The 14,481-nt window shown below is 70.0% G+C and carries 14 protein-coding genes; 8 read left to right on the top strand and 6 right to left on the bottom strand.

The features are described from left to right. The first annotated feature begins 61 nt into the window (after window positions 1-61). Window positions 62-703 (top strand): dihydrofolate reductase family protein, encoded by a 642-nt coding sequence (locus tag ACQ5DX_RS10180; RefSeq protein WP_430332509.1) that lies wholly within the window; start codon window positions 62-64, stop codon window positions 701-703. Between the two features lie 67 nt (window positions 704-770). Here ACQ5DX_RS10180 and cobN read toward each other — a convergent pair whose 3' ends face one another. Further along, the gene (gene cobN, locus ACQ5DX_RS10175; RefSeq protein WP_430332508.1) at window positions 771-4,370 is read right to left on the bottom strand and encodes a cobaltochelatase subunit CobN; all 3,600 of its coding nucleotides are present in this window, start codon (window positions 4,368-4,370) and stop codon (window positions 771-773) included. A gap of 209 nt (window positions 4,371-4,579) precedes the next feature. On the opposite strand from cobN, the gene cobG reads away from it, so the two are divergent. From cobG to cobJ, 3 genes are read left to right on the top strand one after another with little or no spacing between them, the layout of a single operon-like run. Then, a complete protein-coding gene (gene cobG / locus ACQ5DX_RS10170) occupies window positions 4,580-5,734 on the top strand; it encodes a precorrin-3B synthase (RefSeq protein ID WP_430332507.1) in 1,155 nt (384 codons plus the stop codon). 19 nt (window positions 5,735-5,753) lie between these two features. Next, window positions 5,754-6,380: a precorrin-8X methylmutase gene (locus ACQ5DX_RS10165; RefSeq protein WP_430332506.1), complete on the top strand. Its 627-nt coding sequence runs from the start codon at window positions 5,754-5,756 to the stop codon at window positions 6,378-6,380. Next, on the top strand, window positions 6,377-7,867 hold the full coding sequence (cobJ, locus tag ACQ5DX_RS10160; RefSeq protein ID WP_430332505.1) for a precorrin-3B C(17)-methyltransferase: 1,491 nt from the start codon (window positions 6,377-6,379) through the stop codon (window positions 7,865-7,867). The genes ACQ5DX_RS10165 and cobJ overlap by 4 nt, the downstream gene beginning before the upstream one ends. On the opposite strand, the gene ACQ5DX_RS10155 is transcribed toward cobJ, so the two are convergent. Then, complete coding sequence (locus ACQ5DX_RS10155) at window positions 7,855-8,283, bottom strand: winged helix-turn-helix transcriptional regulator (protein ID WP_430332504.1); 429 nt, start codon at window positions 8,281-8,283, stop codon at window positions 7,855-7,857. The two genes, cobJ and ACQ5DX_RS10155, sit on opposite strands and share 13 nt — an antisense overlap. Before the next feature lie 78 nt (window positions 8,284-8,361). Here ACQ5DX_RS10155 and ACQ5DX_RS10150 point away from each other — a divergent pair, with 78 nt between their 5' ends. The 3 genes from ACQ5DX_RS10150 to ACQ5DX_RS10140 are packed head-to-tail and all read left to right on the top strand — an operon-like array spanning window position 8,362 to window position 10,523. Continuing rightward, a complete protein-coding gene (locus ACQ5DX_RS10150) occupies window positions 8,362-9,057 on the top strand; it encodes an SDR family NAD(P)-dependent oxidoreductase (RefSeq protein WP_430332503.1) in 696 nt (231 codons plus the stop codon). A 51-nt stretch (window positions 9,058-9,108) separates the two neighbouring features. Next, the gene (locus ACQ5DX_RS10145; protein ID WP_430332502.1) at window positions 9,109-9,843 is read left to right on the top strand and encodes a FadR/GntR family transcriptional regulator; all 735 of its coding nucleotides are present in this window, start codon (window positions 9,109-9,111) and stop codon (window positions 9,841-9,843) included. Further along, window positions 9,840-10,523: a sterol desaturase family protein gene (locus ACQ5DX_RS10140; RefSeq protein WP_430332501.1), complete on the top strand. Its 684-nt coding sequence runs from the start codon at window positions 9,840-9,842 to the stop codon at window positions 10,521-10,523. Before ACQ5DX_RS10145 ends, ACQ5DX_RS10140 begins: the two co-directional genes overlap by 4 nt. Window positions 10,524-10,538: 15 nt before the next feature. On the opposite strand, the gene ACQ5DX_RS10135 is transcribed toward ACQ5DX_RS10140, so the two are convergent. Genes ACQ5DX_RS10135 through ACQ5DX_RS10120 form a run of 4 tightly spaced genes read right to left on the bottom strand, consistent with a single transcriptional unit; the run spans window position 10,539 to window position 13,597 of the window. Beyond that, window positions 10,539-10,751: a DUF4287 domain-containing protein gene (locus ACQ5DX_RS10135; RefSeq protein ID WP_430332500.1), complete on the bottom strand. Its 213-nt coding sequence runs from the start codon at window positions 10,749-10,751 to the stop codon at window positions 10,539-10,541. Window positions 10,752-10,761: 10 nt separating this feature from the next. Then, window positions 10,762-11,451 (bottom strand): rhomboid-like protein, encoded by a 690-nt coding sequence (locus ACQ5DX_RS10130; RefSeq protein WP_430332499.1) that lies wholly within the window; start codon window positions 11,449-11,451, stop codon window positions 10,762-10,764. 35 nt (window positions 11,452-11,486) lie between these two features. Continuing rightward, entirely contained in the window at window positions 11,487-12,293 is an 807-nt protein-coding gene (locus ACQ5DX_RS10125) for an SDR family NAD(P)-dependent oxidoreductase (RefSeq protein WP_430332498.1), read from the bottom strand. Continuing rightward, entirely contained in the window at window positions 12,290-13,597 is a 1,308-nt protein-coding gene (locus ACQ5DX_RS10120) for a flavin-containing monooxygenase (protein WP_430332497.1), read from the bottom strand. The genes ACQ5DX_RS10125 and ACQ5DX_RS10120 overlap by 4 nt, the downstream gene beginning before the upstream one ends. 445 nt (window positions 13,598-14,042) lie before the next feature. Here ACQ5DX_RS10120 and ACQ5DX_RS10115 point away from each other — a divergent pair, with 445 nt between their 5' ends. Continuing rightward, a complete protein-coding gene (locus ACQ5DX_RS10115; protein WP_430332496.1) occupies window positions 14,043-14,477 on the top strand; it encodes a nitroreductase family deazaflavin-dependent oxidoreductase in 435 nt (144 codons plus the stop codon). The last annotated feature ends 4 nt before the right edge of the window (window positions 14,478-14,481 follow it).

The following is a 14,481-nucleotide window of genomic DNA, read 5'->3' as shown; positions in this document are numbered from 1 at the left end:
AGTTTCGTCGATACGGCGAGTCTGTCTTCTCGTAACACCACCTTCGAGAGCGGAGCATCACGTGAGTCAGCTGCTACGGGTCCAGAACTTCAACGTCTCCAGCGACGGCGTCGCGTGCGGCGAGAACCAGACCTTCGAGAATCCGTTCGGCCTCGACCCCGGTGACATGCTCGCGTGGGCGGGCGCGACTGCGAGCTGGCCCATGCGCACCGATCCCGGTGGCAGCCGCGGCCTCGACGACTACTTCACTCGCGACTTCTCCCGCAACATCGGCGCCGAGATCATGGGTCGCAACAAGTTCGGGCCGCAGCGCGGCCCGTGGGAGAACCTGGAGTGGGAGGGCTGGTGGGGCGAGGAGCCGCCGTTCCACACGCCGGTGTTCGTCGCGACCCACCACCCCCGGCCGTCGATCACGCGCGGCGAGACCACGTTCCACTTCGTGGACGGCGACCCGGCCACGATCCTCGATCAGGCCAAGGAGGCCGCGCAGGGGAAGGACGTCCGGCTCGGTGGTGGGGTCACCACCATCCGGGAGTTCCTCGACGCCGACCTCGTCGACACCATGCACGTGGCCGTCTCCCCGATCACGTTCGGGACCGGACTGCAACTGTGGGATACCCCGGACGAACTGCTCGACCGATTCCATCTGGAAACGGTGCCCAGTCCGAGCGGCGTGACGCACCACCTGTTCTGGCGCCGCTAGGCGCTGCGCGCCCGTGCGCCTTTTCGGTAGTTGGGACTACCGAAAAGACGCACAGGCGCGGAGAGCCTCAGTCCCCCTCGAGCTCACCCTCCGTCTCGAGGTACACCTGCCGCAGCCCCTCGAGGACCGCCGGGGACGGCTCCTCCCACATCTTCCGTTCGACGGCCTCGAGCAGTCGCTCGGAGATGCCGTGCAGCGCCCACGGATTCGACTCGGACATGAACTTGCGGTTCTGCTCGTCCAGCACGTACGTCTCGGCGAGCTTCTCGTACATCCAGTCCGCGACGACGTTGGTGGTGGCGTCGTAGCCGAACAGGTAGTCGACGGTCGCGGCCATCTCGAACGCGCCCTTGTAGCCGTGGCGCCGCATCGCCTCGAGCCAGCGCGGGTTCACCACGCGGGCACGGAAGACGCGGGCGGTCTCCTCCGACAGGGTGCGGGTGCGGACGGCGTCGGGCCGGGTGCTGTCGCCGATGTACGCCTCCGGATCCTTGCCGGTGAGCGCGCGGACCGTCGCGACCATGCCGCCGTGGTACTGGAAGTAGTCGTCCGAGTCGGCGATGTCGTGCTCGCGGGTGTCGGTGTTCTTGGCAGCCACCGCGATCCGCTTGTAGGCGCTGCGCATGTCGTCCGACGCCGGGACGCCGTCGAGGCCGCGGCCGTACGCGTAGCCGCCCCACGTGGTGTACACCTGCGCCAGGTCGGCGTCGTCGCGCCAGTTCTTCGAGTCGATCAGCTGCAGCAGACCGGCGCCGTACGTGCCGGGCTTGGACCCGAAGATGCGGGTGGTCGCGCGCCGGTCGTCGCCGTGCTCGGCCAGATCGGCCTGCGTGTGGGCGCGGACGTAGTTGGCCTCGGGGCCCTCGTCCAGACCGGCGACCAGGCGGACGGCGTCGTCGAGCAGGGCCAGCACGTGCGGGAACGCGTCCCGGAAGAAGCCGCTGATACGCACGGTGACGTCGATGCGCGGGCGGCCCAACTCGGCGAGGTCGATCACCTCGAGGCTGGTCACGCGGCGCGAGGCCTCGTCCCACACCGGGCGGACACCGAGCAGCGCGAACACCTCAGCGATGTCGTCGCCGGACGTGCGCATCGCCGACGTGCCCCACACCGACAGCCCCACCGACTTGGGCCACTCTCCGTGGTCGGCGCGGTAGCGGGCGGCGAGCGACTCGGCCATCGCCTGACCGGTCTCCCACGCCAGCCGCGACGGCACCGCCTTGGGGTCGACCGAGTAGAAGTTGCGGCCGGTGGGCAGCACGTTGATCAGTCCGCGCAGCGGCGACCCGGACGGGCCCGCGGCGATGAAGCCGCCGTCGAGCGCGTGCAGCACCTGCGCGATCTCGCCGGATGTCTGCCGCAGCCGCGGCACGACCTCGGTCGCGGCGAAGCGCAGGATCTGTCGGACGGTGTCGTCGTCGGACAGCCGGTCGGCGGCCGCAGGATCCCAGTCCGTCTCGGCCAGCGCCGCGAGCAGGGCGTGCGCCTGCGCCTCGATCTCGTCCACCCGGCCGCGGTCCTCGTCGCCGGCCTCGCTCAGGCCCAACGCCTCCCGCAGACCGGGCACGGTCTGCTCGCCGCCCCACATCTGCCGGGCACGCAGCATCGCGAGCACCAGCTCCACCTCGGCGTCGCCCTCCGGCGCCTTGCCGAGGATGTGCAGTCCGTCGCGGATCTGGACGTCCTTGATCTCGCACAGCCAGCCGTCGACGTGCATGAGCATGTCGTCGAACACGTCCTCCTCGGGACGCTCGGTCAGGCCCAGGTCGTGGTCCATCTTCGCGGCCCGCATCAGCGTCCAGATCTGCTGGCGGATCGCGGGCAGCTTCGCCGGGTCGAGCGCCGAGATGTTCGAGTGCTCGTCGAGGAGCTGCTCGAGCCGGGAGATGTCGCCGTAGGACTCGGCGCGCGCCATCGGCGGGATCAGGTGGTCGACCAGGGTGGCGTGCGCGCGCCGCTTGGCCTGGGTGCCCTCGCCCGGGTCGTTGACCAGGAACGGGTAGATCATCGGCAGGTCGCCGAGCGCGGCGTCGGTGCCGCACGACGCCGACATGCCGAGCGTCTTGCCGGGCAGCCACTCGAGGTTGCCGTGCTTGCCCAGGTGCACGATCGCGTCGGCCGCGAATCCACCCTGTTCGGTGTTCGCGCCGATCCAGCGGTACGCGGCCAGGTAGTGGTGGCTCGGCGGCAGATCGGGGTCGTGGTAGATCGCGACCGGGTTCTCGCCGAACCCGCGCGGCGGCTGCACCATCAGCACGACGTTGCCGGCGCGGATCGCCGCGATGACGATCTCGCCGTCTGGATCGGACGAGCGATCCACGTACAGCTCGCCGGGCGCGGAACCCCAGTGCTCCTCGACGCCCTCCCGGAAGTCCTCGGGCAGCGTTGCAAACCACTCGCGGTAGCGGGCGGCGGAGATGCGGATCGGGTTGCCCTCGAGTTGCTCGGCGGTGAGCCAGTCCGGGTCCTGCCCACCGGCGGCGATGAGCGCGTGGATCAGCGCGTCGCCGTCCTTGGCTGCGAGACCGGGCAGCGCGTCGTCGCCGTCGAGCGGACCGAGGTCGTAGCCGCTCTCGCGCATCGCGGTGAGCAGGTCGATCGCGCTGGCCGGGGTGTCGAGGCCGACGGCATTGCCGATGCGGGCGTGCTTGGTCGGGTACGCCGACAGCATCAGCGCGATCTTCTTGTCCGGGTTCGGGATCCGGCGCAGCCGCGCGTGCCGGACGGCGATCCCCGCGACGCGGGCGGCGCGCTCGGCATCGGGCACGTAGGTGGTGAGGCCGTCGGCGTCGATCTCCTTGAACGAGAACGGGACCGTGATGAGGCGGCCGTCGAACTCCGGAACCGCGACCTGGGTGGCGACGTCGAGCGGCGACAGGCCGTCGTCGTTGGCCTCCCAGGCCTCGCGGCTGCTGGTCAGGCACAGGCCCTGCAGGATCGGCACGTCGAGCGCGGCGAGTTCGGCGACGTCCCACGCCTCGTCGTCGCCGCCGGCCTGCGCGTGCGCAGGCTTGGTGCCACCGGCCGCCAGCACGGTAACGACCATCGCGTCGGCGCGGCCCAGCGTCTCCAGCAGGTCGGCAGGCGCGGTGCGCAGCGACGCGCAGTAGATCGGCAGCGGGTTGGCGCCGGCGTCCTCGACCGCCCGGCACAGCGCCTCGACGTACGTGGTGTTCCCGGCCAGGTGCTGGGCGCGGTAGTAGAGCACCGCCACGGTCGGGCCCTCGACCGTGCGGGCCTCGCGCTCGAGAATGCCCCAGTTCGGCAGGTGCGCGGCCGGCTCGAACCCGTAGCCGGTGAGCAGCACGGTGTCGGACAGGAAGTTGTGCAGCTGGCGCAGGTTGGCGCCGCCGCCCTCGGCCAGGTAGGTGTGCGCCTCCGCGGCGATACCGGCGGGCACCGTCGAGCACTCCATCAGCTCCGCGTCGGGTGCCTGCTCGCCGCCGAGCACGACGGTCGGCAGACCCGAGGCGAGCACCGCGTCGATGCCGTCCTCCCAGGCCCGGCGACCACCGAGGATGCGCACGACGACCAGGTCGGCGCCATCGAGCAGGCCGGGCAGGTCCTCGTCGACGAGCAGACGGGCCGGGTTGGCCCAGCGGTACTCGGCGCCGCTCGCGCGGGCGCTGAGCAGGTCGGTGTCGGACGTCGACAGCAGCAGGATCACTGGTGCAGCCTTTCCGGGGTTTCGCGCCCCACGGCAGGGTTCGAGCAAGTCGGGACTCGTCGAAGCGGTTCGGGCGGCGGAAGAGGGTCTGACTTTCACAGTGGCGCGACCGCCCGGAATCTCACCGGTTCCTCTTCTGCCGCGGTCGCCGGAGATCCTACCGGTCACGCGTGTGCACACCGGTCCCCGGACTTCTCTAGCCTGGACACGTGCCATCTCCACGCTCCGGCCCGGACAGATGCCCGGGTGCTCTCCAGGTTCACCACGCCGCCGACGGCCCCCTCGCCCGCGTCCGCCTGCCCGGCGGCGTGATCACCTCGCCGCAGCTCCAGGCGCTGGCCGTCGCCGCCCTGGAGATCGGCAACGCCGAGCTCGAGCTGACCTCACGCGGCAACGTCCAGCTGCGCGCGGTCACCGATCCCGAGGAGTTCGCGCGCCGCATCGCCGACGTCGGGCTGCTGCCGTCGACCACGCACGAGCGGGTGCGCAACATCCTCGCCTCGCCGCTGTCCGGGCGGATCGGCGGCCACGCCGACGTCCGGGGTCTGGTCGGCGACCTCGACCGCGCGCTGTGCACCGATCCCGCGCTGGCCGACCTGCCCGGACGGACGCTGTTCACGCTCGACGACGGCCGCGGCGACGTCTCCGGCCTGCGCGGCGACTTCGGCGTGCACGCGTTGGACGACGGTCGGTTCGCGCTGGTCCTGGCCGGCGAGGACAGCGGCGCGCGGCTCGCGGAGGCGGATGTGGTCTCCGTGCTGCTGGCCGCGGCGCGCGCGTTCGGTGAGAGCCGCGGCGAGGCGTGGCGGCTGAACGAGGTGCCCGGTGGCACCGAGCGCGTCCTCGCGCGTCTCAGCCTCGCGCGTCTCGGCCTCGAGTACGGCGATCCCGTCACGCTGCCCGACGCGATCGAGCGCGGTCCGATCGGTTGGCTCGACCAACCCGACGGCAACGTCACGCTGGCGGCCGGGCTGGCGTTCGGCACCCTGCCCGCCCGGCTCGCGGAGTTCCTCGCCGCCGTGGAGAAGCCGATCGTGATCACGCCGTGGCGGTCGCTGCTGGTGCCCGACCTGGAGGAGTGGGCCGCCGAACAGGTCGTCCGGGTGCTCGCACCGATGGGTTTGATCTTCGACGAGAACTCGCCGTACCTGCAGGTCAGCGCATGCGCAGGGCAGCCGGGCTGCGCCAAGTCGCACACCGACGTGCGGGCCGATGCCCGCGCCGCGATCGAGAACGAAGAACTGCCCGCGGAGGGCCGCCAGCACTGGTCCGGGTGCGACCGCAAGTGCGGCCGACCCCGCGGCGAGGTAACAGACGTGGTCTCCGGCCACGACGGTTACCGGGTGGAAAACGGGTCGTCGTGATGCCTCTATCGTGTGGCGCATGATCGACTACATTCGCGACGGCGCGGAGATCTACCGCCAGTCCTTCGCCACCATCCGAGCCGAAGCGGACCTCGCCCGATTCCCCGCCGACGTCTCGCAGGCCGTGGTTCGGATGATCCACGCGAGCGGTCAGGTCGATCTGGTCGACGACATCGCGTTCACCCCGAACGTGGTCGCCGACGCCCGCGAGGCACTGCGCCGCGGCGCCCCGATCCTGTGCGACGCGAAGATGGTCGCCGCCGGGGTCACCCGAAAGCGCCTGCCCCGCGACAACGACGTGCTGTGCATGCTCGACGACCCGCGAGTTCCCGTGCTGGCCAAGGCGATCGACAACACCCGGTCGGCCGCGGCGCTGGAGCTGTGGGGCGACAAGCTCGACGGCGCGGTCGTCGCGATCGGCAACGCACCCACCGCGCTGTTCCACCTACTGAACCTCATCGAAGCCGGTGCGCCCCGGCCCGCCGCGATCGTCGGCGGACCCGTCGGGTTCATCGGTGCGGCCGAGTCCAAGGAAGCGCTGATCGAGCATCCGGCCGGCCTCGAGTACCTGGTGGTGCGCGGCCGGCGCGGCGGCAGCGCGATCACCGCGGCCGCCCTGAACGCGATTGCGAGCGAGATCGAATGAGCACGACCGGCAAGTTGTGGGGCGTCGGCATCGGACCCGGCGACCCGGAGTTGGTGACGGTAAAGGCTGCCCGCGTGATCGGCGAGGCCGACGTGATCGCGTTCCACAGCGCCCGGCACGGCCGCAGCATCTCCCGCGCGGTCGCCGCCCCCTACATGCGCGAAGGCCAGATCGAGGAACACCTGATCTACCCGGTCACCACCGAGACGATCGACCATCCCGGCGGCTACCAGGGCGCGATGGACGAGTTCTACGAGCAGGCCGCCGACCGCCTGGCGGCACACCTCGAGGCCGGCCGCAGTGTCGCGCTGCTCGCCGCGGGTGACCCGCTGTTCTACAGCTCGTACATGCACATGCACAAGCGTCTGGCCGACCGGTTCGACGCCGAGGTCATCCCCGGCGTCACCGCCGTCAGCGCCGCGTCCGCCGCACTCGCCGAGCCGCTCGTCGAGGGCGAGGAAGTCCTCACCGTCCTGCCCGGCACGCTGCCGCAGGACGAGCTGACCCGGCGTCTGCGCGAGACCGACGCCGCCGCGATCATGAAGCTCGGCCGCACGTATCCCGCTGTGCGCCAAGCCTTGAAGGACGCCGGTCGCATCGACGAGGCCTACTACGTCGAGCGCGCCAGCACCGACCGGCAGCGCGTCGCCGCCGCCGACGCCGTCGACGACGCGGACGTGCCGTACTTCTCGATCGCGATCGTGCCCAGCCCCGTCAACAACCGCACCGCACCCGAACCGGCACGCGGCGAGGTGGTCGTCGTCGGGCTCGGACCGGGCGACCAGGCGTGGACCACGCCCGAGGTCCACGAGGCGCTCGCCCGCGCGACCGACCTCGTCGGCTACACCACCTACATCGACCGGGTGCCCTCGCGTCCGGGGCAGCGCCGGCACGCGAGCGACAACCGCGTCGAGGCCGAGCGGGCCGCGATGGCCCTCGACCTGGCCAAGCGCGGCGCGCGCGTCGCGGTCGTCTCCTCCGGGGATCCCGGTGTGTTCGCGATGGCCGCCGCCGTGCTCGAGGTCGCGGCTGAGGACCAGTGGAAGGACGTCCCCGTCCGGATCCTGCCCGGCATGACCGCCGCGAACGCCGTCGCGAGCCGGGTCGGCGCACCGCTGGGCCACGACTACGCGATGATCTCGCTGTCCGACCGGCTCAAGCCGTGGGACGTCGTCGCCAAGCGCATCGCCGCGGTGGCGGGCGCCGACATGGCGTTCGCGGTCTACAACCCGGCGTCGAAGTCCCGCACGTGGCAGGTGGCCGCGATGCGCGACCTCGTCCTCGAACACCGCTCCCCCGACACCCCCGTGGTCATCGGTCGCGACATCGCCGGCCCGCAGGAGTCGATCAAGATCGTCCGTCTGGCCGACCTCGACCCCGCCGACGTCGACATGCGGTGCCTGCTGATCGTCGGGTCGTCACAGACGACCGTCGTCGAGAACGCGCACGGGACGACGGTGTTCACCCCGCGGCACTACCCGGGCTGACCGCCGGTGCGCACGTCGAAGTCCCGGCGCGCGGACTCGATCTCGTCGTCGTGATCCGTGGCCCACTGCGCGAGGGCCGTGACGATGCCGCGCAGACTCTCCCCGAGCGGGGTGAGTGCGTACTCGACGCGCGGCGGCACCTCGGCGTAGGCGGTGCGGCTCAGCAGCCCGTCACGCTCGAGATGGCGCACCGTGAGCGTGAGCATGCGCTGGGAGATACCCGGAACACGCTGGTGCAGCACACCGAACCGGAGCGGCCCGGACGCGGCGAGAACACCGATGACGAGAACCGACCACTTGTCCCCGACCCGGTCGAGCGTCTTCCGGATGGTGCGGCCGCCGCCGGGCCATCCGGCACACGGATGCGGCACCGGGTCCGGTGCCAGGTCGGTTGTGTCGCTGTGCGTTCCTGACATGAAAGTGCCTTTTGTAGACGGTCCGCCGCTTCCCTAGCGTGGCGTTACGAACAAATCGTAACCACCAGGAGGAAGCGCATGCCGTCCACCATTGCCGTCGTCGGTGCCGGGCCTGGGCTCGGACACTCGATCGCTCACCGATTCGGATCGGCCGGCCACCGCGTCGCGCTCGTCGCCCGCAACCGGAGCAGGTTGGATGCGACGGCGGCCTCGCTACGCGAGAGCGGAATCACCGCGGAGGCGTTTCCGGCCGACGTCACCGACGAGACGGGCCTCACCGCCGCGCTGCACACCGCCGCCGACCGACTCGGGCGGATCGACGTGCTGTCCTACGCCCCGGGCGCCACCTGGGACTTCGCCGACGGACAGTTCCCGGACCCGGCCGCGCTCGGCTACACCAGCGCGCTCGACACCACACCGGCGTCGGCGCGGGCGCAGTTCGACCTGGCGGTCGCCGGCGCACTGACCGCGACCCGGGCCGTGCTGCCCGCCATGCGGGAAGCACGCGACGGCGCACTGCTGTTCACCACCGGCATGTCGGCCGTGGTCCCGCTGCCCATGATGGGCAACGCCGGGATCGCGCTGGCCGGGCTGCGTAACTGGGCCACCGCCCTCCACGGAGAGCTGGCGGACGACGGCGTGTACGTCGGGCACGTCTCGGTCGGCCTGCCGATCGTGCGAGGGTCGGGCGACGGCGACCCGGATGCGATCGCGGATCGCTGGTACCGACTCGCCACGGACCGGGACGGCTTCGAGACCACGATCGGATTCTGAACTGGTCTGACCACTTGACCAGCTGCACCGGAGGGGCCTAGCGTCTGTGACATGGATCTCACCCCGGTGCGTCGCAGGTCGATCCCCGACGACGTCTTCGAGCAACTCGTCGACGGCGTGGTCGGTGGCGGCCTGGCGCCCGGGGAAACGCTGCTGAGCGAGCGGCGAATGGCCGAGGCCCTCGGCGTCTCGCGGCCCGCCGTGCGCGAGGCGCTGAACCGGATCGCCGCGATGGGGCTGGTCGACGTCCGGCAGGGCGGCGCGACCGTCGTCAACGATCTGCGCCGTCGCGGCGGCCTCGACCTGCTGCCCCGGCTCCTGGTACGCCGCGGCGAGATCGACCTCGCGGTGGCGCGCAGCATTCTCGAGGCGCGCCTCTGGAACGGGCCGAAGGTCGCCGAACTCGCCGCGCAACGCGCGCCGGAGAGCGCCGCGGCCGCTCTGGACGCCGCCGTCGACGCGCTCGCCGCCGCAGACGATCCCGTGGTCCGGCAGCGCATCGCCCTCGACTTCTGGGACCTGGTGGTCGACGGCGCCGACTCGATCACGTTCCGGCTGATGTTCAACACGCTGCGGGCGTCGTACGAGCCGATGCTCGACGCGCTCGCGGTCGTGATGGCCGCCGAGGTGAACGAGATCGACCGCTACCGCGCGATCGTCGACGCCGTCCGACGTCGCGACCCGGAGGGCGCGTTCGCCGCGGCGCACGCCCTTCTCCAGCCGGCGACCACGCTGCTCGACGGCGCGCTCGCGGCGGCACGGGACATGTCCGAGGAGGACACATGACCACGACCCGTCACACGTCGTCCGCGTTCGGCCGCGACGTCACCCTCGCCGGCGCCGCCCGCGAGTTCGTCCACCACCCGAGTCCGTGGAGCATCGGTGCGCTGTTCGTCGGCGCCGTCATCACCCGCGTCGCGCTGGGCGCGTGGACGTGGGCCGACGCCCTGGTGCCGCTCGTGATGCTCGCCCTGTTCCCGGTGCTGGAGTGGATCATCCACGTGTTCATCCTGCACTGGCGCCCCAAGCGAATCGCCGGGCTCACGGTCGATCCGCTCCTCGCCCGCAAACACCGCGCCCACCACGGGGATCCGCGGAACATCCCGCTGGACTTCATACCGGCCCCGGTGTTCCTGTGGCTGGCACCGCTGCTGCTGGCGATCGCGTTGCTCGGGTTTCCGCGCCTCGAGCTCGGCCTCACGTTCCTGATCGTCATCACGGCCCTCGGCCTCGCGTACGAGTGGACGCACTTCCTCATCCACACCGATTACAAGCCGAAGACCGCGCTGTACAAGGCGACGTGGCGGCACCACCGCAACCACCACTACCGCAACGAGCACTACTGGTTCACGGTCACCACATCCGGCACCGCCGACCGCGTTTTCGGGACCGAGCCGGACCCGGACACCGTCGAGAAGTCACCCACCGCGAAGCGCCTGCACGGACTCGACGTCGCCGGCGCCTGAACCGGGCGCAGGCGGTCAGCCCGCCGCGTCCTCCTCGAGCGTGTACGCGACGAGCGCGTTGGCGTGGCCGTGGCCGACGCCGTGCTCGGTCTTGAGCCAGTTCACCAATTCCATGTGCTTGGTCAGGTCCGACGACCGAATCAGGCTCTGCCACTCGCTGATCGGCTTGCCGTACTTCTTCTCGATCGACGGAAAGTAGGACGCGGGACCCTTCACCGGTTCGCTCATGAACGGCACGCTACCGGCGGGCTACAACACGTGCACGGATCGAACTCGCCCAATCCTCCGGATCCCAGGTTTCCGGCCGCGCCCGAGTGAGCGGGTAGCACGCGAAGCCGATCAACGCGGCCGTGAAGTGGCCGATGTCGGTGAAGGTCAGGCCGCCGAACAGCGGCAGCCCGTACACCAGCAGCACACCGATCGCGTACAGGTACCGCCACGGCGGCGCGATCCGATACGTCAACACCGCCATCACGCCGGCCAACGCATAGCTGACACCGACGTCGAGCGTGTTCACCGCGGACTCGGGTGCCCGCCCGTGCTGGATTCCGAGGTAGAGCACACCCTCACTGATGTACGTCGCGCCGACGTGGGCAACCACGACCACCGTCAGCCACCGCCACGTCCCGAGCCACCGCTCGACCGGTACGTGGAACAGGTTGAAGAGCACGAAGTAACTCAGCCACGAGCCGCCGGCCAGCCAGAACGCACTGGCGATCAGGACATGGATCGGGTCCTCCCGCAGGTGGTGCAGGTTGGTGGAGCGATTGCCCAGGACATGATGAAGCGCCGAGTCCGACAGTTGATGCATGACGATGCTCGTCACGAGCAGGATCGCCAGCCAGATGAACGTGCCCGGCGCGCGGCGGACGTACGCCCACGCCGCGGCCGGAATCTGCGACACCCGGAACCGCTTCTCGGCATCCACCCGGTCAGTATGACCCCGATCACGGTCCGAGGTGATCAGTCCACGGACGATCCGAGACCGTGGCGCGCGCGATAACGCTCCAGGTTCCGGCGGGCGAGCCGAGCGATCCACGGAAGCGCCCCGAGCGTCGGACCCGGCACCAACATCCCGGTCTTCACCATCCAGCCGTCGGAGCGCGGCATGTTGGTCTCGACCCGCGGCCGCTCCACCACCCTGAACACCCGGTCGGCCACCTGCTGCGGCCTGAGCGGTGTGCTCAGGAAGTTCAGCGGCGATCCCCCGCTCGAGGCCTCGTGCCGCAGCATCGGGGTGTCCACCGAGCCCGGGTTGACGATGCTCACCCGCACCCCGGTCTCACGCGAGCGCGCCGCGAGCGCGAGGAGAAAGCCGCGCAGACCGAACTTCGACGCGCTGTAGCCGGGACTCTCCCCGAGCGGCAGCATCCCGCCGATCGACACGATCGCGACGATATGGCCCCGCGAGCGTTGGAGCGTCGGGTACAGGGCCCGGGTCAGATGCACCGGTGCCAGCAGGTTCACGCCCAGCTCCCGGTCGACCTCGGCGTCGGAGACCATCTCGAACGGCGTGGTCACGACGACACCGGCGACGTGGACGAGCAGATCGCAGTCGGCGCCCACCATCGCCACCAGTTCATTGCGCTCGGCCGGATCGGTGAGATCGCAGCGGTAAGGGCTGATCCGTGACGGCGAGGTGTCCGCGAGTGCCGCCAGCCCGACATCGTCGACGTCGATCGCGACGATGTCGTAGCCGCGGGACGCCAGACCCCGGCAGATGGACGATCCGATGGCGCCCGCGGCACCCGTGACGATTGCGCGGCTCACGCCGTGACCCGCATCCGGTCGAACATCCCCGGTTCGAGACCCGACCACCCGAATTCGGCCCGGACCCGCACCAGATAGTCGCGGAACGCGTGCGAATCGACGTACGCACTGTGCCGTTCGGTGCCGATGAACGAGATGCCGCCCGTGAGATCGGGACGATCGGAGGCCATCTTGCGGTCGAACGACGACGCCCGCCCCGGATTGTGCCGCTGATCGTGCAGATACTGAGCGAGAACGTTCGTCACCTGATCGAACAGGGTGTACGCGCTGGAGTTGGTTTCCAGGTAGCCGACGCCGAACAGGTTGCGCTGCCTCGGATTGAACGCGGTCAGGTACAGGTGGGGACGGCCGTGTGCCCAGTCGAAGCAGTCGTCCGGCGCGTATGGGATCGCCCAGTCGTACCCGGTGGCGAAAAGCACCAGGTCGATCTCGCGACGCGAGCCGTCGGTGAACTCGACCTGCGAGCCGGCCAGTCGCGCCACGTCGGGGACGATCGCGACGTCGCCGTGCTGGAGATGGTGGACCAGTTGACTGTTGAGCAGCGGGTGCGACTCGAGCAACTTGTGGTCGGGGCGCGGCAACCCCAGCCGCGTCAGGTCACCCTGCAGTAGCCGCAGTATCCCGGTCAACAGCGGACGTTCGACCGCCAACGGCAACCGAGGGCCCTTCTCGGCGAACACGTCCGTCGGAGTACCGAGAATGTGCTTGGGAATGATGTGGTAACCGCGCCGCACGCTGACATATGTCTCCGAGGCCGACGCCGCTGCGTCACAGGCGATGTCGGCACCCGAGTTACCCAGGCCCACGATGAGCACCCGCTTGCCACGGAACTCGTCGATCGCGCGGTACGTCACGGCGTGCCGCACCTCGCCGTCGAAGTGGCCGGGATGGTGCGGGATTCGTGGCCGCCACGTCACCCCGGTCGCGCACACCACCGCGCGGTAGTGACGCCGCTCCCCCGTCGACAGCCGTACCGACCAACCGTCGCCGTCCGGCACGACCTCGTCCACCGACGTGCCGAAACGGATGCCGTCGTAGAGGCCGTAGGCGCGCGCGAAGGAACGCGTGTAGTCAAGGATCAACCGGTTGCTCGGATAGTCCGGAAACCAGTCCGGCATCGGGAAGTCGTGGAACCCCGACATCGTGCGCGACGAGATGAAATGCGCGGACTCGTACATCGGCGTTCCGGGATTGTCGAGATCCCAGATTCCGCCGACGTCGCTGTGCCGCTCGTACTGGTCGTACTCGATGCCCAGCCGTCGAAACGCCCGAGCTGCCGACAGTCCGGCCGGCCCAGCCCCCACAATGCACACCCGATCCATCGATCGATCCCCTTCCGTCCTCGGACATTCAACCCCCGCCCCTGGCGTCGGGGCGTTGAATTGAGCTGATTGCGAAGTGAGTCCGATGCATTGGCGAGTGATCGGTGACGGCCCGGAATATTCCGGTATTCCAGTGCTTCCGTCCTATACGAAGTTCTTCACGGAATGGTGAGCGTCGAATGCCCGATTGCCAACTCGCCCAAGGTCGCCCGTCGCCGGATCTACTCGCCTCCAGCGAGTGGACCTCCTTCGCGGGACTCGATGGGATCCGCCACAGCTGGTGACACAAGCGCCGCTCCCCCGTCAATGGGTTCTCGACGATGGCGCTGTACGTTCTGGTGGAACGCACCGGCCGGTGGTGGCCGGCGGACGCGGAGAACGCTCCCGCCCTCCCCCATCCGGCTCGAGCCGAAAGGAATTGATCACCATGCCACTTTCCGGAGAGTACGAACGCAGCACCGTAGGCTGGGCCGCCGACCAGGCGGATCAGATCATCGAATCCGGCGGAACAGCAGGCACGACGATCGTGGGCAAACCGGTGGTGCTGCTGACGACGGTGGGAAACAAGACCGGCAAACTACGCCGCACCCCTCTCATGCGGGTCGAGCACGACGGCGAATACGCGGTGGTCGCCTCGCTCGGCGGAGCCCCCAAGAATCCGGTCTGGTACTACAACGTGGTCGCCGACCCGCGCGTCGAGCTGCAGGACGGCACCGCGTCCGGGGACTACACCGCCCGGGAGGTCTTCGGGCAGGAGAAGACACTGTGGTGGGAGCGCGCCGTGGCCGCGTATCCGCCGTATGCGGACTACCAGAGCAAGACCACCCGCGAGATCCCGGTCTTCGTCCTGACGCCGCGCTAGCCTG

It is taken from the genome of Rhodococcus sp. ACT016 (assembly GCF_050477185.1).
Taxonomy (GTDB): Bacteria; Actinomycetota; Actinomycetes; order Mycobacteriales; family Mycobacteriaceae; genus Prescottella.
The sequence above is the reverse complement of the archived record's forward strand: the minus strand, read 5'-3'. Positions and strand labels throughout refer to the sequence as shown.

Coding starts and splice junctions, on each gene's coding strand:
- ACQ5DX_RS10135 (WP_430332500.1), bottom strand. CDS start 10,751: ATGAGCGAACCGGTGAAGGGTCCCGCGTCCTACTTTCCGTCGATCGAG.
- ACQ5DX_RS10115 (WP_430332496.1), top strand. CDS start 14,043: ATGCCACTTTCCGGAGAGTACGAACGCAGCACCGTAGGCTGGGCCGCC.
- ACQ5DX_RS10165 (WP_430332506.1), top strand. CDS start 5,754: ATGATCGACTACATTCGCGACGGCGCGGAGATCTACCGCCAGTCCTTC.
- ACQ5DX_RS10140 (WP_430332501.1), top strand. CDS start 9,840: ATGACCACGACCCGTCACACGTCGTCCGCGTTCGGCCGCGACGTCACC.
- ACQ5DX_RS10145 (WP_430332502.1), top strand. CDS start 9,109: ATGGATCTCACCCCGGTGCGTCGCAGGTCGATCCCCGACGACGTCTTC.
- cobJ (WP_430332505.1), top strand. CDS start 6,377: ATGAGCACGACCGGCAAGTTGTGGGGCGTCGGCATCGGACCCGGCGAC.
- ACQ5DX_RS10150 (WP_430332503.1), top strand. CDS start 8,362: ATGCCGTCCACCATTGCCGTCGTCGGTGCCGGGCCTGGGCTCGGACAC.
- ACQ5DX_RS10155 (WP_430332504.1), bottom strand. CDS start 8,283: ATGTCAGGAACGCACAGCGACACAACCGACCTGGCACCGGACCCGGTG.